We start from the raw sequence: 26,648 nt of genomic DNA on the forward strand, positions 1-26,648 counted from the left end.
GTCCATCCTGGATCGGTTCCGTTCGCAAATGGCGGTCGCCGCCCAGGCCATCGACTCCGGGGCGGCCGCCTCGAAGCTCGACGAATGGGTGTCGGCGACGCACTGACAGCAGTGGAAGGAAGGGTTTCGATGAAGAAGCTCATCAACGACGTACCCGACGTCGTGGCGGAGTCCCTCGCGGGCTTCGGCCGAGCTCACGCGGACATCGTTCAGGTGTCCCAGGACCCGCGCTTCGTCTCCAGGGCCGGCGGCCCTGTACGCGGCAAGGTCGGCCTGGTCAGCGGCGGCGGCAGCGGTCACGAGCCGCTCCACGCCGGGTTCGTCGGCACGGGCATGCTGGACGCCGCGGTGCCGGGCGAGGTGTTCACCTCGCCGACGCCGATGCCGATCGTCGAGGCGACGAAGGCCGCGGACGGCGGCGCAGGCGTGCTCCACATCGTCAAGAACTACACGGGCGACGTGCTCAACTTCGAGACAGCGGCCGATCTGGTCGGGGCGGAGGGCATCACGGTCAAGGCCGTCGTGACCAACGACGACGTCGCGGTCCAGGACTCGCTGTACACGGCGGGCCGGCGCGGCGTTGCCGGCACCGTGCTCGTCGAGAAGATCGCCGGGGCGGCGGCCGAGCGCGGCGACGACCTGGACGCGGTCACGGCGGTCGCGGAGAAGGTCAACGCGAACGTCCGCTCGATCGGGCTCGCGCTGACGGACGGGACCGTCCCGCACGCTGGGGAGCCCGGCTTCGTGCTCCCGGAGGACGAGATCGAGTTCGGCGTCGGCATCCACGGCGAGCCGGGCCGGGAGCGGATCAAGATCGAGCCCGCCGACCGCCTGGTCGACCGGATGATGGAGGCGATCCTCACGGACCTGCCGTTCTCCTCCGGCGACACCGTGCTGCTGTTCGTGAACGGGATGGGCGGAACCCCGCTGTCCGAGCTGTACATCCTGTTCCGGCGCGCCGCCGAGATCCTCGACGAGCGCGGCATCGCCCTCGGGCGCTCGCTCGTCGGCAACTACGTCACCTCGCTGGAGATGCAGGGCGCGTCGATCTCGGTGCTCAAGCTGGACGACGAGCTGACCGCGCTGTGGGACGCTCCCGTGCACACCGCCGCCCTGCGCTGGGGCCTGTAGAAGAGAGGATGCGTCGATGACGCTGGACACGAACTGGGTCACGTCCTGGATCTCGGCCGCCGCTGATGCGGTGGGCGAGCACAAGCAGGAGCTGAACACCCTGGACAGGGAGATCGGCGACGGCGACCACGGCGAGAACATGGACCGCGGCATGCGGTCCTCCGTCGACGCCCTCGCCAAGCTCCCGGACGGCGCGACGCCGAACGCCGCGCTGCGCTCCGTGGCGATGACCCTCATCTCGACGGTCGGCGGCGCGTCTGGGCCGCTCTACGGGACCGCCTTCCTGAAGGCGGCGGAACCTGTCGGCGACCGTGCGGAGATCGACGGCGACGCGCTCGTGGCGATGCTCACGGCGGCGCGCGACGGCATCGTGTCCCGCGGCAAGGCGGAGCCGGGCGACAAGACCATGGTCGACGCCTGGACCCCCGCGGTGGAGGCGGCGTCTGCCGCACTCGCCGCGGGGGAGCCGCCCGCGCGCATCCTGGACGCTGCGGCGTCCGCCGCGGAGGCGGGCGCGGTCGCGACCGAGCCGCTGGTGGCGAGGAAGGGCCGGGCCAGCTACCTGGGCGAGCGCTCGGCCGGCCACCGGGATCCCGGCGCGCAGTCCACGGCGCTCATCCTGCGCGCCGCCGCCGGTGCGGCGGAGTGAGGGACGCGGATGGCTGAGAAGGTCGGGATCGTCTTCGTCTCGCACAGCACGCAGCTCGCGGCGGGTGCCGTCGCGCTGGCGGGTCAGATGGCGCCGTCGGTGCGGCTGATCGCCGCGGGCGGGACGGACGACGACGGGATCGGGACGAGCTTCGCCAAGGTGATGGCGGCGGTCGGCGAGGCGGACGCGGGCGCGGGGGTCGTCGTTGTGAGCGACCTCGGCTCGGCGCTGCTGACGGCGGAGACCGTGCTCGACATGCTGCCGGACGAGGAGCGCGAGCGCGTGCGCGTCGTCGACGGGCCGTACGTGGAGGGCGGGATCGCCGCGGCGGTCGCCGCGGAGACCGGCGCCGACCTCGCCGGCGTCGCTGCGGCCGTCGAGGGCGCGCGTGCGACGTGGAGAGGGGCGGAGCCGGCCGCGACGGCGGAGGCGCCCGCCCCGTCGGCGCAGGCGGCAGAGCCGGCCACGGCGGGAGGCGGCTACGCGCGGGAGGTGCTGGTGCGCAACCCGCAGGGGCTGCACGCCCGCCCGGCGGCCGAGTTCGTGAAGCTCGCGAACACGTTCCCGGTGAAGGTGACGGTCAACGGCAAGGACGCAAAGAGTCTGCTGGGCGTCATGTCGCTCGGCCTGGTCGCCGGCTCCACCGCCTCCATCGCGTCCGAGGAGGACGGGGGAGCGCAGGCGGTCGACGCCCTCGCCGACCTGGTCGAGACGGGCTTCGGCGAGGTCTGACCGAGGGGACGGCTAGAGGGCGACGGCCATTTCGCGCTCGAGGGTGCTGCGGTCGAGCGGGTAGGGCTGGGTGCGGCCGGTGAAGGCGAAGCCGTGCCGCTGGTAGTAGCGGATGGCGGCCGCGTTGTGCTCGTGGACTTCCAGCAGAAGCCGGCCGGAGCGCGGGCGCGCCCACGCGACGACCGCCTCCAGCAGCGCGTCCGCCATCCCGTGCTCGCGCCCGCGGAACGCCGGCGTGACGTACACGCCGACGAGGTGCGGGTCGGGCGAGCCCGAGGCGTGAAAGCCGCCCATCGTGCCCAGCCAGCGGCCGTCGTCGTCCACCGCGGCGAACAGCCGGCTGGATTCCGATGTGTTGCCCGCGCGGCGCCGCCAGTGCTCCTCCGGGTGCCTCCTGGCGGTTTCCAGGGTCTCCAGGAACGCCAGCGGGGTGTCCTCGAGCATCTCCAGCCGGAGCGCGCGGTACGCCACCCAGTCCGACTCGACGCTCGGCCGGACGACCCAGGCGGTCACGTCAGTTCCGCTCGGCCAGCAGCGCCTCCGACTCGGCGAGCAGGATGGCCGTGCACAGGCCGTCCAGGGCGGTCGTCAGCTCGTCCAGGGGCGGGAACGTCGGCGCGATGCGGATGTTCGCGTCGCGCGGGTCCTCGCCGTACGGGAACGTCGCACCGGCGGGGGTGACGGCGATGCCCGCCTCCTTCGCGAGCTGCACCGCGCGCTTCGCGCAGCCGTCCAGCACGTCCAGGCTGACGAAGTAGCCGCCCTTCGGCGCGTTCCAGCTGCCGGCGCCCCACGGCGCCAGCCGGTCGCGGAAGGCCGCGTCGACGGCGGCGAACTTCGGCTCGATGATCGCGCGGTGCTTCTCCATGTGCGCGGTCAGTCCGGCCTCGTCCTTCAGGAACTGCGCGTGGCGCAGCTGGTTGAGCTTGTCCGGCCCGATGCTCTGGGCGGCGGAGTTGTGCTGGAACCAGGCGATGTTCGCCTCCGAGCCGCCGATGAACGCGACGCCGGCGCCGGGGAAGGTGACCTTGGAGGTGGACGCGAAGATCAGCGGGCGGTCCGGGTTGCCCGCCTCCGCGGCGATGGCGAGCACGTCGATCGGCTCCGGACGCTCGTCGCTCAGGTGGTGGACGGCGTAGGCGTTGTCCCAGAACAGCCGGAAGTCGTCGGCGGCCGGCAGCGAGACGAGCGCGCGCACGACCTCCTCGCTGTAGACGGCGCCGCTCGGGTTCGAGTAGACCGGCACGCACCACATGCCCTTGATGCTGTCGTCGGTGGCGAGCAGTGTGCGCACGGTCTCGATGTCCGGGCCGTCCTCGTTCATCGGCACCGGGATCATCCGGATGCCGAAGCGCTCGCAGATGGTGAAGTGCCTGTCGTAGCCGGGCACCGGGGCGAGGAAGCTCACCGGCTGGTTCGCCCACGGCAGCTCGCCGCCCGGCACGCCGTGCAGCAGCGCCTGGGCGATGGTGTCGTGCATGATCGTGAGGCTGGAGTTGCCGAGCGCGAGCAGCTGCGGCACCGGCACCCGCAGAGCGTCGGCGAAGATCGACCGGAGCTCCGGCAGGCCGTTCGGGCCGCCGTAGTTGCGCAGGTCGGTGCCCGCGGCGTCGCGGTACCCGTCCGGCAGGTCGAGCAGCGCGTTGGAGAGGTCCAGCTGCTCGGCCGACGGCTTGCCACGCGTGATGTCGAGGGCGAGGCCGGCGGCCTTCAGCTCGTCGTAGGCGCGGGCGAAGTCGGCGTGTGCGGCGCGGAGCGCTTCGGTGTCGAGGTCGGTGAGGGGGGCAGCGGCGGAGGTCACGTTCCGATCGTACCGGCGCGCTGGCCGTGCCGCTCGGTCGCGCTGTGCGAACATCCCGAGTGTGACCGACGAACTGGAGAAGGGCCGTGGCAGGTCCCAGACGAGGATGTACGTCGCGCTGGCGGCGGGAGTGGTCGTCGGGCTCGCCGTCGGCCTCGCCGATGCGTGGCACTACGCCGCGATCGCCGGCTGGGCGGCCGCGTGCATCGTGTACATCGTCTGGGTGTGGGTGAAGGTGTGGGGGCTGGACGCCGATGCGACGCGCAGCCACGCGACGCTGGAAGACCCCGGTCGCCGGATCGCCGACTTGGTGCTTCTGCTGGCCGCGCTCGCCGGGGTGCTCGCCGTCGTCTACAACCTGGTGGACGCGCGGCAGCTGAAGGGCGGCGCCCAGCTCGGCGTCGCGCTGCTCGGGATCGTCAGCGTCGCGCTGTCCTGGCTGCTCGTGCACACCCTCTACATGCTGCGCTACGCCCGGATGTACTACCGCAGCGACGGCGGGGTCGACTTCAACCAGGACGAGCCGCCGCAGTACAGCGACTTCGCCTACCTCGCGTTCACGCTCGGGATGACGTTCCAGGTCTCCGACACGAACATCACGAGCTCGTACATCCGCCGGGCGATCCTGCGGCACACGCTGCTGTCCTACCTGTTCGGGACCGTCATCATCGCGGCGACCGTGAACCTGGTCGCCGGCCTCACCTGAGGTAGCGGACGAAGCGGTAGCGCATCCCGTTCGCGGCGTCCTGCCAGTCGCCGGCGTTCGCCGTCCAGCCGTCGCCGAGCTCGGGGGCGATCGTGTCGCCGTCGACGTCGAGGTCGATCTCGGTGACCTCCACCCGGTCGGCGATGGCCAGCGTCTGGCGGTAGAGCTCGGCGCCGCCCATGATCCAGACCGTGCCGTCGCCGCGCCCGGCCAGCGCGTCTTCGAGCGTGTGCACGACGGTCGCGCCAGGCGCGTCGAAGCCGGCCTGCCGGGTGACGACGACGTTCTCGCGCCCCGGCAGGGGGCGGAAGCGCTCGGGCAGCGACTCCCAGGTGCGGCGTCCCATGATCACCGGGTCGCCGTCCGTGAGCTCGCGGAAGTGCCGCAGATCCTCCGGCAGGTGCCAGGGCATCGTGCCGCCGGTGCCGATGACGCGCTCGTTGGCCTGCGCCCAGATCAGCGCGATGGTCATACCGCGACGGCCGCGCGGATCGCCGGGTGGTGCTGGTAGTCCTCGACCACGAAGTCCTCGTAGCGGTAGTCGAAGATGCTCTCCGGCTTCCGTGCGAAGCGCAGCCGGGGCGCGGGGAACGGGTCGCGCGTGAGCTGCTCCGTCACCTGCTCGACGTGGTTGTCGTAGATGTGGCAGTCGCCGCCGGTCCAGACGAACTCGCCGGGCTGCAGCCCGACCTGCTGCGCGACCATGAGGGTCAGCAGCGCGTAGCTGGCGATGTTGAACGGGACGCCGAGGAACATGTCCGCGCTGCGCTGGTAGAGCTGGCAGGAGAGCTTTCCGTCGGCGACGTAGAACTGGAAGAACGCGTGGCAGGGCGCGAGCGCCATGTCCGGGATGTCGGCGACGTTCCACGCCGAGACGATGATCCGGCGCGAGTCGGGGTTCGTCCGCAGGGTGTCGATCACCTGCTGGATCTGGTCGATGTGCGTGCCGTCGGGGGCGGGCCAGGAGCGCCACTGGACGCCGTAGACCGGGCCGAGCTCTCCGCGCTCGTCCGCCCACTCGTCCCAGATGGTCACGCCGTTCTCGCGCAGCCAGCCGACGTTGCTCTCGCCGCGCAGGAACCAGAGCAGCTCGTAGGCGATCGACTTGAAGTGCACCCGCTTGGTGGTGATCAGCGGGAAGCCGTCTGCGAGGTCGAACCGCAGCTGCCGGCCGAACACGCTGCGCGTGCCCGTCCCCGTGCGGTCGGACTTGTGGCTGCCGGTGGCGAGGACGTCGCGCAGCAGGTCTTCGTACGGGGTCGGGATCGGCGTGCTCATCGAGTCGATGGTACTTCGCGCGGAGCGCGATTGCCCCCCTGACCCGCGGGTGCGGCCGGTCGTAGAGTCTCGGTATGGAGCGGGCTGACGACGGCGAACGGCACGACGACGACGAGCTCGCCAGCGCGCTGGAGGAGCAGGTCGCCGCCATCACCTCCGCGATCCCGATCATGGCGGGACCGACGGTCGTGAGCCCGGACGCGGCGGCGCTGACCGACGACGAGGTGGCGGCGCTGGTCGGCGCCGACCTCGACTCGCACGACACGCTCGCGGCGATCGACCACCTGCAGACCGTGCTGGAGGCGCGCGCGGCGACCTCGGCCATCCCGGTCGTCGGGGCGGGGGAGCCGGAGCGCGCTTCGGAAGAACCGGAAGACGAGGAGGACGACTGGGTCGGGCCGCCGACGCAGCTGATCAGCTTCGACGACCTGCCGGTGCCGCGGGATCCGGCGGGCCCGCTTCCGACCTACAGCGCGTGGGTCGGCGCGGCCGCTCCGGCGCCCCCGGCGCCGAAGGCGGAGCCGGAGCCTGCGGCCGAACCCGTGCCGGAGCCGGCGCCGACCCGCGAGCCCGTCACTCCGTCCCGCGCCGAGCCGCTCGGCCTGGTCCCCGCCGAGTACGCCCCGCGAGACTCCCAGCCGGTCCCGCTCGTGACCGAGCTGCCCGCTCCGCCTCTCGTCCCGGTGCTCGCCATCGCCGAGCCGGTCGCGAGCCACGACCCCGGGCCTGCGGACGAGCCGCCCGAGCCCGCCGAGGCCGATGCCGATGCCGCCGACGGTGCGGACGACGTGCGCCCGGCCGCCTCCGCCGCCTCCGCGCCGACCGCGACGCCGCGCGCTCGGGAGGCCGCCGCAGTGGTCGCGGCCGGGCCGACCCGGCGCACGTCGTCCGGACCGCCCGCGTTCGTGCCGGAGGCCGTCGACCTGGAACCGACGCCGTTGGAGCGCAGGGTCGGCCGCGCGTCCCGGCTGTTCTGGCTGTGGTTCGCCGGCACGTCGTCCCTCATCAGCGTCGGCGTCGGCGCGACGCTGTTCGAGCTCGGGCTGAGCCTGCGGCAGCTGCTGGTCGCCACGCTGTTCGGTGTCGGGCTCTCCTTCCTGCCGCTGGGACTCGGCACGCTCGCCGGCAAGTGGAGCGGTCAGCCGACGATGGTGGTCTCCCGGGCGGTGTTCGGGCTGCGCGGCAACGTCGTCCCGACCGTGCTCGCCCTGGTCGTGAAGCTGTTCTGGGGAGCGGTGCTGCTCTGGCTGGCCGGGTCGGCCGCGGGTTCGCTCTCGACGGCGCAGGGCTGGTCGAGCGGGCCGGCGGCGCCGACGATGCTCGCGCTCGCTGTCACCATCCTGGCGGCGGGCGCGGTCGCCTACTTCGGCTACGGTCTCGTCGCGCGCGTCCAGCTGGTGCTGACCATCGCGTCGGCGGTCCTCATCGCCGTGATGATCATGGTCACCTGGCAGCACGTCGACCTCGGCCTCGCGCTGGCCTTCCCCGACGCGCTGTGGACGCACGTCGTCACCGGCGCCGTGCTCGTCTTCAGCTACCTGGGGCTGGCCTGGGCGATGAGCAGCGCGGAGGTCGCCCGCTACCAGCGCCCGCGCTCGTCGGGGGCGGCCGGGATGCTGTGGGCGACGTTCGGCGCGGGGGTCCCGCCCTTCGTCCTCGTCTCGTACGGCGGCCTGCTGGCCGCCTCCAACCCGGGCGTCTCCGACGCGCTGGCGGGCGACCCCGTCGGCGCGCTGGAGCGGCTCGGCCTGCCGGCGTGGTACTCCATCCCGCTGCTCCTCGCCGTCGGGCTGAGCCTGGTCTCCGCGCTGGTGCTGACGATCTACTCGGCGGGTTTCACGCTCGACGCGCTCGGCGTGCGGATGGGCAGGCGGTGGAGCACCATCGCCGTCGCGGCCGTGATCGCGGCGAGCGGGTTCGTGCTCGCGGCGACCGTCGACCAGCTGGACGCGGTGATCCGCGGCGTCCCGACCGCCCTGTCCGTGCCCGTCGCGGCCTGGGCGGGGCTGTTCGCCGGCGAGATGATGCTGCGCACCCGGCGGTTCCACCAGCCGTCGCTGCTGCGCCGCGGCGGCGTGTATCCGGACTGGCGCTGGCCGAACCTGGCGATGCTCGTCGTCGCGACGGTCATCGGCCTCGGCCTGGTCAGCTCGCCGTTGCCGTGGCTGTCCTGGGAGGGCTACCTGTTCCGCCTGATCGGCGTCGACCCGCACGCAGGGATCGGCGCGAGCAACATCGGGGTCGCGCTCGCCCTCGTGCTCGGCCTCGTCACGCCGATGCTCACGGGCATCCCCGCCGTGCGCCGCCAGGAGCGCGCGACGGTGTGAGCGCCCGCCGGGACGCGCGCGCCAGGTGGAACGGGAGCGCGGAAAGACGGCGGCTCAATTAGGCTCTCTGCGTGACCTCCCTCCGCTCCGTCCGCGAGACCGTCGAGACCCTCTGGCCGCTCGCCGGCGCCGAGGGCTGGGACGCGCCCGGGCTGCTCTCCGGCGCTCCGGACGCTCCCGTCGAGCGCATCCTGCTCGCCGTCGATGCGGTCGCGGCCACCGTCGACGAGGCGGTCGAGACCAAGACCGACCTGTTGATCGCGCACCACCCGCTGCTGCTGCGCGGGGTGACGACGGTCGCCGAGGACCGCTACAAGGGCGCGCTGCTGGCGAAGCTGATCCGCAACGACTGCGCGCTGATCGCCGCGCACACCAACGCCGACGTCGTCGCGGAGGGCACGAGCGCCGTGCTCGCCGCGAAGCTCGGGCTCGCCGGCACGACGCCGATCGCCCCGGCGGCGGACGGCGTCACCGGGATCGGACGGGTCGGCACGCTTCCCGAGCCGACCACCCTCGGCGCGCTCGCCCGGGTGCTCGCCGACCTGCTGCCGCCCACCGCGGGCGGCGTGCGAGCGGCGGGCGACTACCACCAGCCGGTGTCCAGGGTCGCGGTGTGCGGAGGAGCGGGCGACTCGCTCCTCGGCTCCGACGCCGTGCGCGACGCCGACGTCTACATCACCGCGGACCTGCGCCACCACCCGGCGTCGGAGGCGCGCGAGCAGGCCGTCCTCGGCGGCGGTCCCGCGCTCCTGGACGTCTCGCACTGGGCCAGCGAATGGCTGTGGTTGGAGACCGCGGCCCGGCAGCTGAGAGAGGCGCTCCCCGGCGTCGAGGTGGAGATCAGCGAGCTGCGCACCGACCCGTGGGATTTCGCGATCCTGCAATGACCGACACGCACAAAGAGAGCAGAGCACTGTGAAAGCCAGCCCCACCGACCAGAACGAGCTGCTGCGCCTGCAGGCGGCGGACACGCGCCTCGGCCAGCTCGACCACGCCGTCCGCACCCTCCCGCAGGCCGCGGAGCTCGCGGCGCTGCAGCCGCAGGTGGAGGCGCTGCGCGCCCGCTGGATCGCCGCCACCGGCGAGCTGGAGGACGCCCGCGCCGAGCTCGGCCGCGTGGAGTCGGACGTCGCGCTGGTCGAGGCGCGCATGAAGCGCGACAACGACCGCGTGCAGCAGACCGCCTCCATGAAGGACGTGCAGGCGCTGGAGGCGGAGCTCGCCTCGCTCGCCAAGCGCCGCGACGACCTCGAGGAGATCGAGCTGACCGTGATGGAGCGCGTGGAAGGCCTCGAGTCCGCGCTCGCCGCGGTGGAGGCGGAGCGCACCGAGCTGGACGCGAAGGTCGGCGCTCTGGAGTCCGCCCGCGAGGAGGAGGTGGCGAAGATCGCCGCCCAGCGCGAGTCGCTCGCCCGGGACCGCGCGACCATCGCCGGCGCCCTGCCGACCGACCTCGTCGAGCTGTACGAGCGGCAGCGGTCGCGGTACGGTCTCGGCGCCGCGAAGCTGCAGTACGGCGTCTCGCTCGGCTCGAACGTCAAGCTCACCGAGTCCGACCTCGCGGAGATCCGGCGCGCGGCCCCGGACGACGTCGTGCTCTGCCCGGACAGCAGCGCCATCCTGGTCCGCGGCGAGGACTCCGGCCTCTGACGCGCTCGCCGTCCCGCGCGCCGGCCGGCTGACGTCGCGACATTTGCGCCACATGTGGGGCTGGGCGCGTGACGTGGCGACATTTGCGCCAAATGTGCGGCTGGGCGCGTGACGTGGCGACATTTGTGCCAAATGTGCGGCTGGGCGCGTGACGTCGCGACATTTGCGCCAAATGAGCGGCTGGGCGCGTGACGTGGCGACATTTGTGCCACGTGTGGGGCTGGACGAGTGCGTGTGTGAGGGCCCTGCCGGGCGTCGTCCGGGAGGCTCCCAGAGGCGACGCGGCGGGCTGCGCTAGGGTTGCCTACGGAATGGGTCGGCAAGACGGTCGCGTCGGTCCGCGAGAGCGGGCCGCCGAGGAACGTCCGGGCTCCACAGAGCAGGGCGGTGGGTAACACCCACCCGGGGCAACCCGCGAGACAGTGCAACAGAAAGCAGACCGCCGCAGGCTTCGGCCCGCGGTAAGGGTGAAACGGTGGTGTAAGAGACCACCAGCGGCCGGGGTGACCCGGTCGGCTCGGTAAACCTCGCCCGGAGCAAGGTCAGACAGGAGACGATGAGGTTGCTCGCCGAGTCTCCGGGTAGACCGCTAGAGGGCGGCGGCAACGTCGTCCCGAGAGAGATGGCCGTCCGCGACGCGCGAGCGTCGTGACAGAACCCGGCGTAACAGCCGGCCCATTCCCCGAAACGAGTAGGGGGGACGTGGACCAGGAGCGCACCGCAGCGGTCGCGGCAAGGGCGTCGCTGCTCACCGCGTGCGTGCTCTCGCTCGTGGCGCTGGGCTACGGGCTGTGCTTCGGCGTGCTGTGGGTGTGCCCGGTGCTCGTGCCCTCCCCGGAGCTCTGGATGAGCGTCGGAAGCACCGACGAGGTATTCCGGCTGTCCATCGCGAACCTCCTGTACTGGATGGTCGCGCTGTCGGTCGCGATCGCGCTCGCCGTGCTGATCACCCTGCTCGGCGCGCGGACGCTGCGCGCGCTCGGGGAGCTGGGGACGCCCGCTCAGCGCTCGTCGGCCGTGCCCGCGTCGTCCGCCCCGGCGTCCTCCGCGCCCGCGTCCGGCGAGAACCGGTAACCCATCCCCGGCTCGGTCAGCAGGTAGCGCGGCCGCGACGGCACCGGCTCCAGCTTCTTGCGCAGCTGCGCGAGGTACAGCCGGAGGTAGCCGGTGTCGCTCGTGTACTGCGGGCCCCACACCTGGGTCAGCAGCGCCTGGCGCGTCACCAGCCGGCGCGGGTTCCGCACCAGCACCTCCAGGATGGCCCACTCGGTCGGCGTGAGCCGCACCGACGCGTCGCCGTCGGGGCCGTGCCTGGTCACCTGGCGCGCGGACAGGTCGACGGTCACGTCGCCGAAGCGCACGACCGGCTCGTCCGCGGAGCCGGTCTGCCGGCGGGTCAGCGCGCGGATGCGGGCGAGCAGCTCGTCGGCGGCGAACGGCTTGGTGACGTAGTCGTCGGCGCCGGCGTCCAGCGCGTCCACCTTGTCCGCCGAGCCGGTGCGGCCGGAGACGACCAGAATGGGCACGGACGACCAGCCGCGCAGGCCCTCGATCACCTCGATGCCGTTCAGCTCGGGCATCCCCAGGTCGAGCATCACCAGGTCAGGGTGGTGCTCGACGGCGACCGAGAGCGCCTCGGCGCCAGTGCGCGCGGTCAGCACCTCGTAGCCGCGGGCGGCGAGCAGGATGCGCAGCGCGCGCAGGATCTGCTGGTCGTCGTCGGCGATCAGGATCCTCATGCGCTCCGCCCGTCCTCCGTCGTCCGCTGCCCGGCCTGCGGCCCGGTCGCCGCCGGAAGGGCGACCACCATCGTGAGGCCGCCGCCCGGGGTGTCCTCGGCCTCCAGCGTCCCTCCCATGCCCTCGACGAAGCCCTTGGAGAGCGCGAGACCGAGCCCGATACCGGTGTCGTTGTCGGTGTCGCCGAGCCGCTGGAAGGGGACGAACACGGCCTCCCTGCGCTCGCCGGGGATGCCGGGGCCGTGGTCGATCACGCGCAGCTGCACCGAGCCGCCGAACTCGCTCGCGGCGATCACGGGGCGGCGGTCGGCGGGGGAGAACCGCAGCGCGTTGCCGAGCAGGTTGACCAGCACGCGCTGCAGCAGCACGCCGTCGGCGAGGAGCGGCGGCAGGCCCTCCGCGATGTCCAGCTCCACGTCCGCCGGACCGAGGCCGAGCTCGTCGAGCGCGGGAGGCACGACGTCGTCCAGCTCCGTCGGCGCCAGCGAGACGGCGAGCACGCCTGCCTCCACCCGGCTCACGTCGAGCAGGTTCGTCACCAGGGAGGCGAGGCCGCCGAGGCTGTCCTCGGCCGTCTCCAGGAGCGACTCGCGATCCTCCTCGCTAAGCGCGAGGTCCCGCTGCCGCAGCGTCGTCACCGCGGCGGTCGCGGCGGCGAGCGGGCGGCGCAGGTCGTGGCCGACGGCCGCGAGCAGGGCGCTGCGCACCCGGTCGGCCTCCGCGAGCGGGCCGAGCTCGCTCGCCGTTGCGGTGAGGTCGCGGTGCTCCAGCGCGGCGTCCAGCTGGGCGACGATCGCGGCCAGCAGGCGCCGGTCGCCGGCCTCCAGGTCGCGTCCGGAGAGCTCGAGCGAGCCGCGGGTGCCGACCCGGATGCGCTGGGTGTGCTCCTCGTCGGCGGGCTCGCCGTCCGTGGAGACGATCTCGTCGCCGTCCAGCAGGCGGACGCCGCTCAGCCCGAACGCCTCCCTGGTGCGGGTGACCAGCGCCTGCAGTGCGTCCTCGCCGCGGATCACGCCGCCGGCGACCGTCGCGAGCAGCTCCGCCTCGGCGGCGGCGCGCTGCGCGGCGCGCGTGCGGCGGGCCGCCTGGTCCACGACGACGCTCACCAGGGCGGCGATCACGAGGTAGAGCAGCAGGGCGATCAGATGCAGGGGCTGCGAGATCGTGATGGTGTAGAGCGGCTCGACGAAGAAGAAGTCCAGGGTGACCCCGGACAGCAGCGCGGCGAACAGCGCAGGCCAGATGCCGCCGACGAGGGCGACGACCACGACGAGCAGCTGGTAGCTGAGCACGTCGGCGGTCATCGACTCCGCCGAGCGCAGGTTCACCAGCAGCAGGGTCAGCAGCGGGCCGCCGATCAGCGCGAGGACGAAGCCGTACACCCGGCGCCGGACCGTCAGGCCGCCCTTCGGCCGCGGAAGCGAGAACCGGCCGCCCGCGCGCGCGTGCGAGACGATGTGGACGTCGATGTCGCCGGACTCGCGGATCACGGTCGAGCCGATGCCAGGGCCGGTCAGGAACGCGGCGAGGCGGCTGCGCCTTGAGACGCCGATGACCAGCTGCGTCGCGTTCTCGCCGCGGGCGAACTCGACCAGCGCGCGCGGGATGTCGCTGCCGACCACCTGGTGGTAGCTGCCGCCGAGCTGGTCCACGAGCGCGCGCTGCGCGGCCAGCGCGCCCGGCGTCGCCTCGCGCAGCCCGTCCTGGCTGGTGACGTGCACGGCGAGCAGCTCGCCGCCGGCGGCCCGGGCGGCGCTCCGTGCGCCGCGGCGCAGCAGCGTCTCGCCCTCCGGGCCGCCGGTGAGCGCGACGACGACGCGCTCGCGCGCCTCCCACTTGCCGGCGATGCCGTGCTCGGCGCGGTAGCGCTGCAGGGCGCTGTCGACCTCGTCGGCGAGCCAGAGCAGCGCCAGCTCGCGCAGCGCCGTCAGGTTGCCGAGGCGGAAGTAGTTCGAGAGCGCAGCATCCACCCGGGCGGCCGGGTACACGACGCCCTCGGAGAGCCGGTCGCGCAGCGCCTGCGGGGCCAGGTCGACCACCTCGATCTGGTCGGCCCTGCGCAGGACCGCGTCCGGGATGGTCTCGCGCTGCTGGACGCCGGTGATCTGCTCGACCACGTCGTTCAGCGACTCGATGTGCTGGATGTTGACGGTGGACATCACGTCGATGCCGGCGGCGAGCATCGCCTCCACGTCCTCCCAGCGCTTCTCGTGCTCCAGACCGGGCGCGTTGGTGTGGGCGAGCTCGTCGACGAGCGCGAGCTGCGGCGCCCTGGCCAGCACGGCGTCCAGGTCCAGCTCGCTGAGCTCCACCCCGCGATGCTCGACGGCGCGCCGGGGGACCACCTCCAGGCCCTCCAGCATGGCGGCCGTTGCGGCGCGGCCGTGGGTCTCCACGACCGCGACCACCACGTCCTTGCCGAGCCCGGCCAGGCGCTTGCCCTCTTCGAGCATCGCGTAGGTCTTGCCGACGCCGGGCGCGGCGCCGAGCATCACCCGCAGGCGGCCACGGGGCATCGTCTACTCGTCCCTCTCGATCATCGGGCTCTGCGTCACTTCGTCAGCTGCGCCAGCGCGAGGTTCAGCTGGAGCACGTTCACGGTCGGGTCCCCGAGGTAGCCGAGGTCCCGTCCCTGAATCCTAGACTCGACGAGTTTCCGCACGGTGTCCTCCGGCAGCCCGCGCGCGTCGGCAACGCGCTTCACCTGCAGCAGGGCGTATGCGGGGGAGATGTGCGGGTCGAGGCCGGAGCCGGAGGCGGTGACCGCGTCGCCGGGGATCTGCGCGGCCGTCACGCCGTCCAGGTCCTCGATCGCCGCGGTGCGCTCCTTCACGGCCGTCACCTGCGCCGGGTTGCCCGCCGCGAGGTTGCTCCCGGAGGAGGCGGAGCCGTCGTAGCCGTCGCCGGCCGCGGACGGACGGGACTGGAACCACTGCGGAAGCGCGTTCCCCTTCGCGTCCGTGAAGCTCTGGCCGATGAGGGCGGACCCGACGGTGCGGCCGTCCGCGGTGAGGAGGGAGCCGTCCGCTTGCGCGGGAAGGGCCAGCTGGCCGATGCCGGTGACGACGCCGGTGTAGCCGACGCCGAGGACGACGGTGAGGACGAGCAGGGCGCGCAGGGCGACCCAGTAGTGGCGCCAGGCGCCGCGGAGCCGATTCATGGTGTGTGACTCGCTTTCGGTCAGAATCCGGGGATGAGGGCGACGACGAGGTCGATCAGCTTGATCCCGATGAAGGGGGCGATGATGCCGCCGAGGCCGTAGATCAGCAGGTTGCGGCTGAGCAGGGCGGAGGCGGCGACCGGCCGGTACCGCACGCCGCGCAGGGCGAGCGGGATGAGCAGCACGATGACGATCGCGTTGAAGATCACCGCAGAGAGGATCGCCGAGGCCGGCGAGTGCAGGCCCATCACGTTCAGCGCGGCCAGACCGGGGAACGCCCCGACGAACATCGCGGGGATGATCGCGAAGTACTTCGCCACGTCGTTCGCGATCGAGAACGTGGTGAGCGCGCCACGTGTGATCAGCAGCTGCTTGCCGATGCGGACGATGTCGATCAGTTTGGTCGGGTCGGAGTCGAGGTCGACCATGTTGCCGGCCTCCTTCGCGGCCGATGTGCCGGTGTTCATCGCGACGCCGACGTCCGCCTGCGCCAGGGCCGGCGCGTCGTTCGTCCCGTCGCCGGTCATCGCGACCAGGGCGCCGCCCTGCTGCTCGCGCCGGATGAGCTCCAGCTTGTCCTCCGGCTTCGCCTCGGCGAGGAAGTCGTCCACGCCGGCCTCTGCCGCGATCGCCCGGGCGGGGAGCGGGTTGTCGCCGGTGACCATGACGGTGCGGATTCCCATCCTGCGCAGGTCGGCGAAGCGCTCGGCCAGGCCCTCCTTGACGATGTCCTTGAGGTAGACGACGCCGAGGAGCTGCGCACGGCCGTCGGCGGTGCGCGTCGCGACGGCGAGCGGGGTGCCGCCGACCTGGGAGATGCGCTCCACCTCGTCGTCCAGCTCGCGGAGCACCGCGGCGGACGGCGGCGTGGACTCGCGCACCCAGGAGACCACGGCGCTCGCCGCGCCCTTGCGCACCTGGGATCCGTCCGGCAGGTCGAGCCCGCTCATCCTGGTCTGGGCCGTGAACGGCACGATCTCGGCGTCCACGCTCGCCGGCCTCACGTAGCCGAGCGTCTCGGCGAGCTCGACGACGGACACGCCCTCGGGCGTCGGGTCGCTGAGCGAGGAGAGGGCGGCGGCGCGGACGAGCACGTCGGCATCGGTCCCGTCGACCGTCGTGAACTCGCTGGCGCGCCGGTTGCCGTAGGTGATCGTCCCCGTCTTGTCGAGCAGGAGCGTCGTCACGTCGCCCGCCGCCTCCACCGCGCGGCCGGACATGGCGAGCACGTTGTGCTGCACCAGGCGGTCCATCCCGGCGATGCCGATGGCGGAGATGAGCGCGCCGATGGTGGTGGGGATCAGGCAGACCAGCAGGGCGACGAGCACGGGGACCGTCGGCGAGGCGTCCGAGTAGCCGGCAACCGGCTGCAGCACCAGCACGACGATCACGAAGATGATCGAGAGGCTGGCCAGCAGGATGTTGAGGGCGATCTCGTTCGGCGTCTTCTGCCGGGCGGCGCCCTCCACCAGCCGGATCATCCTGTCGACGAAGGTCTCGCCCGGCTTGCTCGTGATCCGCACCACGATGCGATCGGAGAGCACACGCGTCCCGCCGGTGACGGCGCTGCGGTCGCCTCCCGACTCGCGGACGACCGGTGCGGACTCGCCCGTGATCGCCGACTCGTCCACGGTCGCGATGCCGTGGATGACGTCGCCGTCGCCCGGGATGAGCTCGCCGGCGACGACGATCACGACGTCGTCCAGGCGCAGCTCGCTCGACGCGACCTGCTCGACGCCGGCGTGCAGCGCGTCCGGGTCGCTCGCGCCGTCGTAACCGGTGACGCGCGTGGCGACCGTGGTGGAGCGGGTCGCCCGCAGGGTGGCGGCCTGCGCCTTGCCCCTGCCCTCGGCGACCGACTCCGCGAGGTTCGCGAAGACGACGGTCAGCCACAGCCAGACGGCGATGCTCCAGGTGAACGCCAGCGTCGCCGGTCCCGTGCCGCCGGCGCCGAGGAAGGGCTGGGCCAGCGCGACGAGGGTGGTGAGCGCTGCTCCCACTTCGACGATGAACATCACGGGGTTGCGCCACATCTGGCGCGGATCGAGCTTGCGCAGCGCCCCGGGGAGCGCGGCGATCAGCTGGCGCCCGGAGAACGCCCCTGCGGGCGTCGACGGGTGGCCGGTACGGGTGCTGGTTGCTGTTGTCATGGTCAGTTCAGTCCTTCCGCCAGGGGGCCCAGCGCGAGAACGGGGAAGTAGGTGAGTGCGGACACCAGGACGATCGTCCCGCTGAGGAGCCCGACGAACTGCGGGCGGTGCGTCGGCAGCGTCCCTGCGGTCGCGGGGACGGTGCCCTGCTGGGCGAGCGACCCGGCCAGCGCGAGCACGAACACGATCGGCAGGAAGCGGCCGAGGAACATCGCGACGCCGAGCGCGGTGTTGAACCACGGCGTGCTGGCGGTGAGGCCGGCGAACGCGGAGCCATTGTTGTTGGCGGCGGACGTGAACGCGTAGAGCACCTCGCTGAAGCCGTGCAGGCCGGGGTTCAGGATGGACGTCTTCTCCACGTCCGCCCGGATCGCCGGGACGGCGAAGCTCAGCCCGGTGCCGATCAGCACGAGCGCCGGCGTGGTGAGGATGTAGAGGCTGGCCAGCTTGATCTCGCGCGGGCCGAGCTTCTTGCCCAGGTACTCCGGCGTGCGCCCGACCATGAGGCCCGCGATGAAGACCGCGATGACGGCGATCACGAGGATGCCGTACAGGCCGGAGCCGACGCCGCCCGGCACGATCTCGCCGAGCATCATGTTGATCATCGCCATCATCCCGCCGAGCGGGCTGTAGCTGTCGAGCATGGAGTTCACGGCGCCGGTGGAGGTGGTGGTGCTCGTGGTGTCGAACAGCGTCGAGCCGAGGATGCCGAAGACCGTCTCCTTGCCCTCCATCGTCCCGGCGCTCGCCTCGAAGGCGGTCATCGCGATCAGCGAGACGAGGAACAGCAGCCCCATCGTGCCGAGGATCGCGTAGCCCTGGCGCTTGTCGCCGACCATCGTCCCGAACGTGCGGGGGAGCGAGAACGGGATGAGCAGCATCAGGAGCACCTCGACGAGGTTCGTCCACGCGGTCGGGTTCTCGAACGGGTGCGCGGAGTTGGCGTTGAAGAAGCCGCCGCCGTTGGTGCCGAGCAGCTTGATCGCCTCCTGCGAGGCGACGGGGCCGCCGGGGATGGACTGCGTGGCGCCGGCGATCGTCTGCACGTGCTCGGGGGCCGCGAGGTTCTGGATGGCGCCGCCGGCGATCAGCACGACCGCGGCGAGCAGCGAGAGCGGGAGCAGGATGCGCACGATCGCCCGCAGCAGGTCCACCCAGAAGTTTCCGATGGTGCCGGTCGACCGCGACGCGAAGCCGCGGACCAGCGCGATCGCGACCGCGATGCCGACGGCGGCGGACACGAAGTTCTGCACGGCGAGACCGGCGGCCTGCACGGTGTAGCCCATCGTCTGCTCGGGGGAGTAGGACTGCCAGTTCGTGTTGGTGACGAAGGAGATGGCGGTATTGAACGCCGTCCCCTCCGGCACGGCGGGCAGGCCGAGCGCGTACGGCAGGAACTGCTGCAGGCGCTGCAGCGCGTAGACGAGCAGGACGCCGAGGACGGAGAACGCCAGGACGCCGCGCAGGTAGGCGGGCCAGGACTGCTCCGCCCGCGGGTCGATACCGATCAGGCGGTACACGCCGCGCTCGGGCGCGAGGTCCTTCCGCGTCGTGAAGACGCGCGCCATGTAGTCGCCAAGCGGGCGGTACGCGATCGCGAGCAGCAGCACGAGCGTCGCCAGCTGGGCGACGAACAGCCACACGCCCATCTCAGAACCGCTCCGGCTTCACGAGGGCGACGACGAGGTAGGCGATCGCGGCGACGCCCAGGGCGGCGGCGATCACGGTGACGACGATCACAGCTTCTCGACCCCCCGGCCGACGAGCGCGACGAGGAACGCCAGCGCTGCGACGGCGAGAAGGTAGACGAGATCAAGCACGACTCTCTCCATCTTTCGACACGCCGCGGCCGGCCGGCCGCGGCAGAAGAGAGTCCACACCCGTGAGGGACCGGGATCCGCGCTCCTAACGCATCCCTAACGGGCGTTGTCGCATCCCTAACGGGTTGCTGACGGCGCCGGGATCAGCCCTTCGCCGCGAGCGCGGCCGCGCCTAGGATGCCCGCGTTGTTGCGGTGCACGGCGGGCACGATCTCGGTCTTCAGGTCCAGCAGCGGCAGGAACTCCTGGTAGTTCTTGGACACGCCGCCGCCGACGATGAAGAGGTCGGGCGTGAACAGGAACTCGAGGGTCGAGTAGTACTTCTGCAGGCGCTTGGCCCACTTCTCCCACGACATGTCCTCGCGCTCCTTCGCGGAGTACGCGGCGCGGGACTCCGCGTCGTGGCCGTCGATCTCCAGGTGGCCGAGCTCGGCGTTCGGGATGAGGACGCCGTCGTAGATGAGTGCGGAGCCGATGCCCGTGCCCAGAGTGGTCATGATCACGAGGCCGTCGCGGTCCTTCGCCGCGCCGAAGCGGGTCTCCGCATAACCGGCGGCGTCGGCGTCGTTGACGAAGTGGATGTCGCGGCCGAGCGCCTTCTCGAAGAGCTCCTCTGCGTGCAGCCCGATCCACTTCTTCGACACGTTCGCGGCGGACAGGGTGACGCCGTGGCTGACGATCGCGGGGAAGCAGACGCCGACGGGGGCGTCCGGCTCCTCCGCCGCGAGCTGGTCGACGATCGTCTTGGTGGTCTCGACGATGTCGTCCGGCTTCCCGCCGTCCGGCGTCGGCAGCTTGACCCTGTCGCTGACCAGCTCGCCGCTGTCCAGGTCGACCAGCGCCCCCTTGATGCCGGTTCCGCCGATGTCGATGCCGATTGCGTGCTTCTGACCGCTCATGCCCACGAATCTACCCTGCGGCGGCGCCGGGGGTCGCGAGCGGGATGAACACCTCGCCGGTCACGGCAGGGTCAGGATCTCCGCGCCGCGCTCGGTGACGACGATGGTGTGCTCGAACTGGGCCGTGATGCTGCGGTCGCGCGTGACGACGGTCCAGTCGTCGTCCCACATCTCCCACTCGTGCGTGCCGAGCGTGAGCATCGGCTCGATGGTGAACACCATCCCGACCTCCATCACGTCGTCGTACTGCGGGGCGGCGTCGTAGTGCGGGATGATCAGCCCGCTGTGGAAGGCGCGGCCGACGCCGTGCCCGGTGAAGTCGCGCACGACGCCGTAGCCGAAGCGCTTGGCGTAGGACTCGATGGCCCGCCCGATGACGTTGACCTGGCGGCCGGGCGCGACCGCCTTGATGCCGCGGTTCAGGGACTCGCGCGTGCGCTCGACCAGCAGCTCGACCTCCTCGGAGGCCGTGCCGACCACGAAGGTCTGGTTGCTGTCGCCGTGGAAGCCGTTCTTATAGGCGGTGATGTCGATGTTGACGATGTCGCCGTCCTCCAGCACCGTGTCGTCCGGGATGCCGTGGCAGACGACCTCGTTGACGGAGCTGCAGATCGACTTGGGGTAGCCGCGGTAGCCGAGCGTGGAGGGGTAGGCCTCGTGCTCGATCAGGAACTCGTGCCCGATCGCGTCCAGCTCCTCGGTGGTGACGCCGGGGCGCACGGCCTCGCCGACGCGCTCGATGGCGCGGGCGGCGATGCGGCCGGACTCGCGGATGTGCGCGATTTCCTCCAGCGTGTACACGTCTCCCGCCGTGTAGGCGGCCGGCCCCGGCTTGCCGACGTACTCCGGCCTGCGGATGCGGGACGGGACGGGCCGCATCGCGCTGATGCGGCCGGGGACCAGGTGACCGGCGGAATCCTTGGGCATAGGATCAAGCTTATGACCGGCGACAACTACGGCATCGAGCAGAACGCCGAACACAAGTTCTGGTACAACATGAAGACCGGCCAGGTGGAGCAGGGCTTCGTCTCGCCCGCTCCCGACCGCGTCGGGCCGTTCGACACCCGCGCCGAGGCCGAGCACGCCCTCGAGAAGCTGCGCGAGAACAGCGCCAAGTGGGCAGAAGAGGACGCCGCGGAGGACCGCTAGCCCCCTGCGCGACGGGTCCCGCGTCGCGGCAGATTCGGAGATGTGTGCCGAATAGCGGTTCAGCGGCGCGCGGAAGCGGCATTTGGCGCAAATATGCAGCCGCGAGCGCGGAGCTCAGAAGCTGTGGTCGGCGGTGGGGAACGAGCCGGACTGCACGTCGGCCTTGTAGCTGCGCGCCGCCTCGGCCAGCACGCCTTTCAGGTCCGCGTACTGCTTGACGAAGCGCGGGATGCGTCCCGTGCTGAGGCCCGCCCAGTCGGTCCAGACCAGCAGCTGGCCGTCGGTGTGCGGGCCGGCCCCGACGCCGATCGTCGGGATGCGCAGCTCCTCGGTGACGCGCTTCGCGACGTCCGCCGGCACCATCTCCATCACGACCGCGAACGCGCCGGCGTCCTCGACCGCGTGCGCGTCGGCGAGGATCTGCTCGGCTCCGGCGCCGCGGCCCTGCACCAGGTGGCCGCCGAGACCGTGCTCGCTCTGCGGGGTGAAGCCGATGTGCGCCATCACCGGGATGCCGGCGTCGACGATGCGTCGGATCTGCTTGGCGCTGCGCTCGCCGCCCTCCAGCTTGACCGCGTGCGCGCCGGTCTCCTTCATGAACCGGACCGCCGTGTGCAGCGCCTCCTGGGCGCCGGTCTCGTACGAGCCGAACGGCATGTCGGCCACCACGAACGCGCGCTTGACCGCCTTCGCGACCGCGCGCGTGAGCGGGATGAGCTCGTCCACCGTCACCGGCAGCGTCGTGTCGTAACCGAGCACGTTGTTGCCGGCGGAGTCGCCGACGAGCAGGAAGTCGATGCCGGCCTCGTCGAAGATCTGGGCCGTCAGCATGTCGTAGCTGGTCAGCCCGGTGAACGGCGCCCCCTCCTCCTTGGCGGCCTGGAAGTGACGGGTCCGCACCCGCTTCAGAGACTGCATCGACGAGGTCTCGGGGTGGACGGACGGCACGGGGGACTGCTCAGTCATGCGCCTCAGTCTAGTGACGTGCCGCACGGGGTCCCCGGCCCCGCGAACCACTAGTCTGGAGAGGCTGACGAAAGGGGCAGGATGGACAAGCAGCGCGACTTCGTTCTTCGCACGATCGAGGAACGCGGCGTCAAGTTCGTGAGGCTGTGGTTCACCGACGTCGTCGGCACGCTCAAGTCGGTCGCGATCGCACCGGCTGAGGTCGAGGGCGCGTTCACCGAGGGCCTCGGCTTCGACGGCTCGGCGATCGAGGGGCTGACCCGCGCCTACGAGTCCGACCTGCTCGCGCATCCCGACCCCACCACGTTCCAGATCTTGCCGTGGCGGGGCGAGGTCGACCCGACCGCGCGGATGTTCTGCGACATCACGACGCCGGACGGCCAGCCGTCGGTCTCCGACCCGCGCAACGTCCTCAAGCGCACGCTCGAGAAGGCGGCCGACCGCGGCTTCACCTTCTACACGCACCCGGAGATCGAGTTCTACCTGCTGAAGTCCTCCCGGTTCGGCGAGGAGGGACCCGAGCCGGTCGATTCTGCCGGCTACTTCGACAACGTCCCCGGCGGCACGGCGCACGACTTCCGCCGCCGCTCCGTGCGGATGCTGGAGGACCTCGGCATCTCCGTCGAGTTCAGCCACCACGAGGCGGGGCCCGGCCAGAACGAGATCGACCTGCGCTACGCGGACGCGCTGACGACGGCGGACAACATCATGACGTTCCGCACGGTGGTCAAGGAGGTCGCGATCGAGCAGGGCGTCTACGCGACGTTCATGCCGAAGCCGCTCTCCGGCCACCCGGGATCCGGCATGCACACCCACATGTCGCTGTTCGAGGGCGACACCAACGCGTTCTTCGAGGCGGGTGCGCAGTACCAGCTCTCCAAGATCGGCCGCCAGTTCATCGCCGGCCTGCTCAAGCACGCTCCGGAGATCACGGCCGTCACCAACCAGTTCGTCAACTCCTACAAGCGGCTGTGGGGCGGCGACGAGGCGCCCAGCTTCGTCTGCTGGGGCCACAACAACCGCTCCGCGCTCGTCCGGGTCCCGCTCTACAAGCCGAACAAGGGCCAGAGCTCGCGCGTCGAGTACCGCGCGATCGACTCGGCGGCGAACCCGTACCTCGCGTTCTCGCTGATGCTCGCCGCCGGCCTCAAGGGCATCGAGGAGCAGTACGAGCTGCCGCCGGAGGCGGAGGACAACGTGTGGGCGCTCTCCGACGCCGAGCGCCGCGCCCTCGGCTACAACCAGCTGCCCGCCAGCCTCGACCACGCCATCTCGCTCATGGAGGACTCGGAGCTGGTCGCGGAGACGCTGGGCGAGCAGGTGTTCAACTACGCCCTGCTGAACAAGCGCAAGGAGTGGGCCGAGTACCGGGCGCAGGTCACCCCGTACGAGCTCCGGACGAATCTCGAGATCCTCTGACACGCACGTGACCCGCGAGCAGCTCTCCCTCACGGCCCTGGCGCGCGCCGGTTTCGTGGGGCTGAGCTCCGTTCGGTCCGAGCTCGGCGAGCTGTCCGAGCTGACCGGCTTCCCCGTCGACGACCTGCTTCCCGCGCTGTCCGCCGCGGCGGACCCGGACAACGCGCTCGCCCTCGCGCTGCGGCTGCTGCGGCACGCGCCGGTGCAGACCGCGCGCTACGTGCCCTCCCGCAAGGACGCGCGCCGGCTGCTGCGGGTGATCGGCGCCTCCGAGGGCGCCGCCGAGTTCTTCCTCCGCCAGCCGGCCGAGCTCGCCGCCCTGGACTACCCGATCACCGCCCTGCCCGGCGCCGACGAGCTGCGCGCCGACCTGCTGGACGCGGTCGGCGCCGTCGACGGCTTCGCGAGCGTGGTCGAGGAGGAGGCGTGGACCGCGCTGCGCGTCCGCTACCGCCGCCGGCTCGTGCAGATCGCGAGCTTCGACCTGGAGCAGGAGGACCCGGTGGCCGGCTTCGACGCCGTCGCCGCAGCCCTCTCCGACCTCGCCGCCGCCGCGCTGGAGGCCTCGCTCGCCGTCGCCCGCCGCCAGACCAGCGGCAGCGGACCCGGCCGGTTCCCCGAGGCGGAGGTGCGCGCGACCCCGTTCGCGATCATCGGGATGGGCAAGGCCGGCGCGCGCGAACTCAACTACGTCAGCGACGTCGACGTCATCTATGTCACCGAGGGCGCGGACGACGCCGGCGTCTCCTCCGGCCGCGCGGTGGACATCGCGACCCGGCTGGCGGTGCTGACCCAGCGCGGCATCCACGACCCGGCGATCGAGCCGGGCCTGTGGGAGGTGGACCCGAACCTGCGCCCGGAGGGCAAGGACGGCGCGCTGGTGCGAACGCTCGACTCCCACATCGCCTACTACGACCGCTGGGCGAAGGGCTGGGAGTTCCAGGCGCTGCTGAAGGCCAGGCCGCTCGCGGGCGACCGCGACCTGGGCGAGCGCTACGTCGCCGCGCTCGCGCCGAAGGTGTGGAGCAGCGCGTCCCGCGAGAACTTCGTGGAGTCGGTGCAGCGGATGCGCGAGCGCGTCACCGACAACATCCCGGACGACGAAGTCCACTACCAGCTCAAGCTCGGGCCGGGCGGCCTGCGCGACGTCGAGTTCACGGTCCAGCTGCTGCAGCTCGTCCACGGGCAGACCGACGACCGGGTGCGCCAGCGCGACACCCTCTCGGCGCTGCGCGCGCTGGCCGAGCAGGGCTACATCGGCCGCGAGGAGGCGGCGACCTTCGCGCAGGACTACCGCACGCTGCGGCTGATGGAGCACCGGCTCCAGCTGCTGCACCTGCAGCGCACCCACATCATGCCGCGCGACGAGGGGGAGGTGCGCGTGCTCGCGCGCGCGACCGGCCTCGCCACGAGCGCGCCCGCGCTGATGACGCGCTGGAACGAGATCAAGCACCGCGTGCGCGGGCTGCACGAGCGGCTCTTCTACCGGCCGCTGCTGAGCGCCGTGGCGGCGACGCCGAGCGAGGACTTCGCGCTGACCAGCGAGCAGGCGGAGGCCCGCCTCGCGGCGATCGGCTTCCGCGACCCCCGCGGCGCGCTCACCCACATCGGCGCGCTCACCGCCGGGGTGTCCCGGCGCGCGACCATCCAGCGGCACCTGCTCCCGGTGATGCTGCAGTGGTTCGCCGACGGCGCCGACCCGGACTACGGGCTGCTGACGTTCCGGAGGCTCAGCGAGGACCTGGGATCCACGCACTGGTACCTGCGGATGCTGCGGGACTCCACGGGGGCCGCGGAGAAGCTGACCAGGGTGCTCTCCGGCTCCCGGTTCGCCGGCGAACTGCTCGGCCGCATCCCGGAGTCGGTGGCGTGGCTGGAGTCGGAGGACGAGTTGCGGCCGCGATCGCCGCAGCTGCTGCGCGAGGAGACCGCCGCGATCCTGGCCAGGCACGAGTCGGTGGACACGGCGGCCGCCGCCCTCCGCACGGTCCGGCGGCGCGAGGTGCTGCGGCTGGCGTTCTGCGGCATCCTCGGCCTGTGCACCATCGAGGAGCTCGCGCACGGGCTCACCGCCGTGACCGAGAACGTGCTGACCGGCGTGCTCGCCGCGATCCGCGCGGCCAGGGGCGACGCGGACGACCTGGAGTTCGCGATCATCGGGATGGGCCGGTTCGGCGGCCGCGAGCTCGGCTTCGGCTCCGACGCCGACGTGATGTACGTCTTCCGCCCGCTCGCCGCCGAGCCGGAGGCGGCGCACAGCGCGGCGCTGGCGATCGTCTCCGAGCTGAACCGGCTCACCGAGGACAACCGGCTGCCGCTCGACCTCGACATCGGGCTGCGTCCCGAGGGCAAGAACGGCACGCCCGTCCGCTCGCTGGAGTCGTACCGCGCGTACTACCGGCGCTGGTCGCTCACCTGGGAGGCGCAGGCGCTGCTGCGTGCGCGCGGCGTCGCCGGGGATCCCGCCCTGCTGGCGGACTTCGAGGCCGTCGCCGACGAGGTGCGCTACCCGTCCGCCATCGCCGAGCGGGAGGTGCGCGAGGTCAAGCGCATCAAGGCGCGCGTGGAGAACGAGCGGCTGCCGCAGGGCGCAGACCCGGCCAGGCACCTGAAGCTCGGCCGCGGGTCGCTCAGCGACGTGGAGTGGTTCGTGCAGCTCATCCAGCTGCAGCACGCCGCGGCGATCCCGGCGCTGCGCACGACGTCCACGCTGGACGCGCTCGCGGTGGCGGCGGAGAACGGCCTGGTCTCCGCGGAGGACGCGGCAAAGCTGCACGACGCGTGGGTGTTCGCCTCCCGCGCCCGCTCGGCGATGACGCTCTGGACGGACAAGACGGCGGACGTGCTCCCCGCCGACCGGGTGGCGCTGGACGGCGTCGCCCGGCTGATGGAGTACCCGCCCGGCTCGGCGAGCCGGCTGGAGGAGGACTACCTGGCGGTCACCCGCCGCGCCCGCGCCGTGTTCGAGCGCGAGTTCTACGGCGTACCGCACCGGGGCCGGGCCCCCCCCCGGGGGGGGGGGGCGGGGGGGGGCGGGGGGGGGGGCGCCCCCGCCCCGCCCCCCCCCCCCCC

Annotated in this window: 24 protein-coding genes and 1 other RNA gene; 12 read left to right on the forward strand and 13 right to left on the reverse strand. The window is 72.1% G+C overall.

Annotation, left to right across the window (positions count from 1 at the left end; translation table 11 throughout):
* The first annotated feature begins 129 nt into the window (after positions 1-129).
* The 3 genes from dhaK to dhaM are packed head-to-tail and all read left to right on the forward strand — an operon-like array spanning position 130 to position 2,512.
* Positions 130-1,131, forward strand: coding sequence for a dihydroxyacetone kinase subunit DhaK (dhaK, locus tag ACTHMF_RS16065; RefSeq protein ID WP_314146434.1), 1,002 nt, complete (start codon positions 130-132; stop codon positions 1,129-1,131).
* Positions 1,132-1,147: 16 nt separating this feature from the next.
* Positions 1,148-1,780: a dihydroxyacetone kinase subunit DhaL gene (gene dhaL / locus ACTHMF_RS16070; RefSeq protein WP_440318979.1), complete on the forward strand. Its 633-nt coding sequence runs from the start codon at positions 1,148-1,150 to the stop codon at positions 1,778-1,780.
* 9 nt (positions 1,781-1,789) lie between these two features.
* On the forward strand, positions 1,790-2,512 hold the full coding sequence (gene dhaM / locus ACTHMF_RS16075) for a dihydroxyacetone kinase phosphoryl donor subunit DhaM (RefSeq protein WP_440318981.1): 723 nt from the start codon (positions 1,790-1,792) through the stop codon (positions 2,510-2,512).
* Between the two features lie 12 nt (positions 2,513-2,524).
* Here the strand turns inward: dhaM and ACTHMF_RS16080 are convergent, their stop codons facing one another.
* Together ACTHMF_RS16080 and ACTHMF_RS16085 are read right to left on the reverse strand one after the other, a co-directional pair.
* Positions 2,525-3,025: a GNAT family N-acetyltransferase gene (locus ACTHMF_RS16080; RefSeq protein WP_440318983.1), complete on the reverse strand. Its 501-nt coding sequence runs from the start codon at positions 3,023-3,025 to the stop codon at positions 2,525-2,527.
* A gap of 1 nt (position 3,026) precedes the next feature.
* Entirely contained in the window at positions 3,027-4,313 is a 1,287-nt protein-coding gene (locus tag ACTHMF_RS16085; RefSeq protein ID WP_440318984.1) for an aminotransferase class I/II-fold pyridoxal phosphate-dependent enzyme, read from the reverse strand.
* 61 nt (positions 4,314-4,374) lie between these two features.
* Here ACTHMF_RS16085 and ACTHMF_RS16090 point away from each other — a divergent pair, with 61 nt between their 5' ends.
* Positions 4,375-5,019, forward strand: a complete 645-nt coding sequence (locus tag ACTHMF_RS16090; RefSeq protein WP_440318986.1) for a DUF1345 domain-containing protein — start codon at positions 4,375-4,377, stop codon at positions 5,017-5,019.
* Here ACTHMF_RS16090 and ACTHMF_RS16095 read toward each other — a convergent pair.
* Positions 5,012-5,491, reverse strand: a complete 480-nt coding sequence (locus ACTHMF_RS16095) for a dihydrofolate reductase (RefSeq protein ID WP_440318988.1) — start codon at positions 5,489-5,491, stop codon at positions 5,012-5,014. The genes ACTHMF_RS16090 and ACTHMF_RS16095 overlap by 8 nt on opposite strands.
* On the reverse strand, positions 5,488-6,297 hold the full coding sequence (locus tag ACTHMF_RS16100; RefSeq protein ID WP_440318989.1) for a thymidylate synthase: 810 nt from the start codon (positions 6,295-6,297) through the stop codon (positions 5,488-5,490). Before ACTHMF_RS16100 ends, ACTHMF_RS16095 begins: the two co-directional genes overlap by 4 nt.
* Before the next feature lie 74 nt (positions 6,298-6,371).
* Between ACTHMF_RS16100 and ACTHMF_RS16105 the strand changes: the two genes are divergently transcribed.
* From ACTHMF_RS16105 to ACTHMF_RS16125, 5 genes are all read left to right on the forward strand, one after another.
* Positions 6,372-8,624 (forward strand): purine-cytosine permease family protein, encoded by a 2,253-nt coding sequence (locus ACTHMF_RS16105; RefSeq protein WP_440318991.1) that lies wholly within the window; start codon positions 6,372-6,374, stop codon positions 8,622-8,624.
* 71 nt (positions 8,625-8,695) lie between these two features.
* Positions 8,696-9,511: a Nif3-like dinuclear metal center hexameric protein gene (locus ACTHMF_RS16110; protein WP_314149656.1), complete on the forward strand. Its 816-nt coding sequence runs from the start codon at positions 8,696-8,698 to the stop codon at positions 9,509-9,511.
* A 28-nt stretch (positions 9,512-9,539) separates the two neighbouring features.
* Positions 9,540-10,274 (forward strand): zinc ribbon domain-containing protein, encoded by a 735-nt coding sequence (locus ACTHMF_RS16115; protein ID WP_314149654.1) that lies wholly within the window; start codon positions 9,540-9,542, stop codon positions 10,272-10,274.
* 312 nt (positions 10,275-10,586) lie between these two features.
* An RNA gene (gene rnpB, locus ACTHMF_RS16120) (RNase P RNA component class A) lies at positions 10,587-10,956 on the forward strand.
* A 20-nt stretch (positions 10,957-10,976) separates the two neighbouring features.
* Complete coding sequence (locus ACTHMF_RS16125; RefSeq protein WP_440318993.1) at positions 10,977-11,348, forward strand: hypothetical protein; 372 nt, start codon at positions 10,977-10,979, stop codon at positions 11,346-11,348.
* Here ACTHMF_RS16125 and ACTHMF_RS16130 read toward each other — a convergent pair.
* From ACTHMF_RS16130 to map, 8 genes are all read right to left on the reverse strand, one after another.
* Positions 11,276-12,013, reverse strand: a complete 738-nt coding sequence (locus ACTHMF_RS16130) for a response regulator (RefSeq protein WP_440318994.1) — start codon at positions 12,011-12,013, stop codon at positions 11,276-11,278. The two genes, ACTHMF_RS16125 and ACTHMF_RS16130, sit on opposite strands and share 73 nt — an antisense overlap.
* Positions 12,010-14,529, reverse strand: coding sequence for a DUF4118 domain-containing protein (locus ACTHMF_RS16135; RefSeq protein ID WP_440318995.1), 2,520 nt, complete (start codon positions 14,527-14,529; stop codon positions 12,010-12,012). Before ACTHMF_RS16135 ends, ACTHMF_RS16130 begins: the two co-directional genes overlap by 4 nt.
* A 35-nt stretch (positions 14,530-14,564) precedes the next feature.
* Positions 14,565-15,173: a potassium-transporting ATPase subunit KdpC gene (kdpC, locus tag ACTHMF_RS16140; protein WP_440318997.1), complete on the reverse strand. Its 609-nt coding sequence runs from the start codon at positions 15,171-15,173 to the stop codon at positions 14,565-14,567.
* A gap of 20 nt (positions 15,174-15,193) precedes the next feature.
* Positions 15,194-17,323: a potassium-transporting ATPase subunit KdpB gene (kdpB, locus tag ACTHMF_RS16145; protein ID WP_440318999.1), complete on the reverse strand. Its 2,130-nt coding sequence runs from the start codon at positions 17,321-17,323 to the stop codon at positions 15,194-15,196.
* Between the two features lie 2 nt (positions 17,324-17,325).
* Entirely contained in the window at positions 17,326-18,972 is a 1,647-nt protein-coding gene (kdpA, locus tag ACTHMF_RS16150; protein WP_440319001.1) for a potassium-transporting ATPase subunit KdpA, read from the reverse strand.
* A gap of 1 nt (position 18,973) precedes the next feature.
* Positions 18,974-19,063 carry a potassium-transporting ATPase subunit F gene (locus ACTHMF_RS16155; RefSeq protein WP_314149026.1) on the reverse strand — a complete coding sequence of 30 codons (90 nt, stop codon included), beginning with the start codon at positions 19,061-19,063 and terminating at the stop codon, positions 18,974-18,976.
* 223 nt (positions 19,064-19,286) lie between these two features.
* Positions 19,287-20,042, reverse strand: coding sequence for a polyphosphate--glucose phosphotransferase (ppgK, locus tag ACTHMF_RS16160; protein WP_314149025.1), 756 nt, complete (start codon positions 20,040-20,042; stop codon positions 19,287-19,289).
* 60 nt (positions 20,043-20,102) lie between these two features.
* A complete protein-coding gene (map, locus tag ACTHMF_RS16165) occupies positions 20,103-20,969 on the reverse strand; it encodes a type I methionyl aminopeptidase (protein WP_440319004.1) in 867 nt (288 codons plus the stop codon).
* Positions 20,970-20,981: 12 nt separating this feature from the next.
* On the opposite strand from map, the gene ACTHMF_RS16170 reads away from it, so the two are divergent.
* The gene (locus ACTHMF_RS16170) at positions 20,982-21,191 is read left to right on the forward strand and encodes an SPOR domain-containing protein (protein WP_314149023.1); all 210 of its coding nucleotides are present in this window, start codon (positions 20,982-20,984) and stop codon (positions 21,189-21,191) included.
* A 114-nt stretch (positions 21,192-21,305) separates the two neighbouring features.
* On the opposite strand, the gene panB is transcribed toward ACTHMF_RS16170, so the two are convergent.
* Positions 21,306-22,157, reverse strand: coding sequence for a 3-methyl-2-oxobutanoate hydroxymethyltransferase (gene panB / locus ACTHMF_RS16175; RefSeq protein ID WP_314149022.1), 852 nt, complete (start codon positions 22,155-22,157; stop codon positions 21,306-21,308).
* Between the two features lie 81 nt (positions 22,158-22,238).
* Here panB and glnA point away from each other — a divergent pair, with 81 nt between their 5' ends.
* Both glnA and ACTHMF_RS16185 read left to right on the forward strand, forming a co-directional pair.
* Positions 22,239-23,576, forward strand: a complete 1,338-nt coding sequence (gene glnA, locus ACTHMF_RS16180) for a type I glutamate--ammonia ligase (protein WP_314149021.1) — start codon at positions 22,239-22,241, stop codon at positions 23,574-23,576.
* Positions 23,577-23,583: 7 nt separating this feature from the next.
* The coding region (locus ACTHMF_RS16185) for a bifunctional [glutamine synthetase] adenylyltransferase/[glutamine synthetase]-adenylyl-L-tyrosine phosphorylase (protein ID WP_440319006.1) at positions 23,584-26,648 on the forward strand (3,065 nt) is incomplete at its 3' end.

It is taken from the genome of Leifsonia sp. (assembly GCF_051955155.1).
GTDB lineage: Bacteria > Actinomycetota > Actinomycetes > Actinomycetales > Microbacteriaceae > Leifsonia.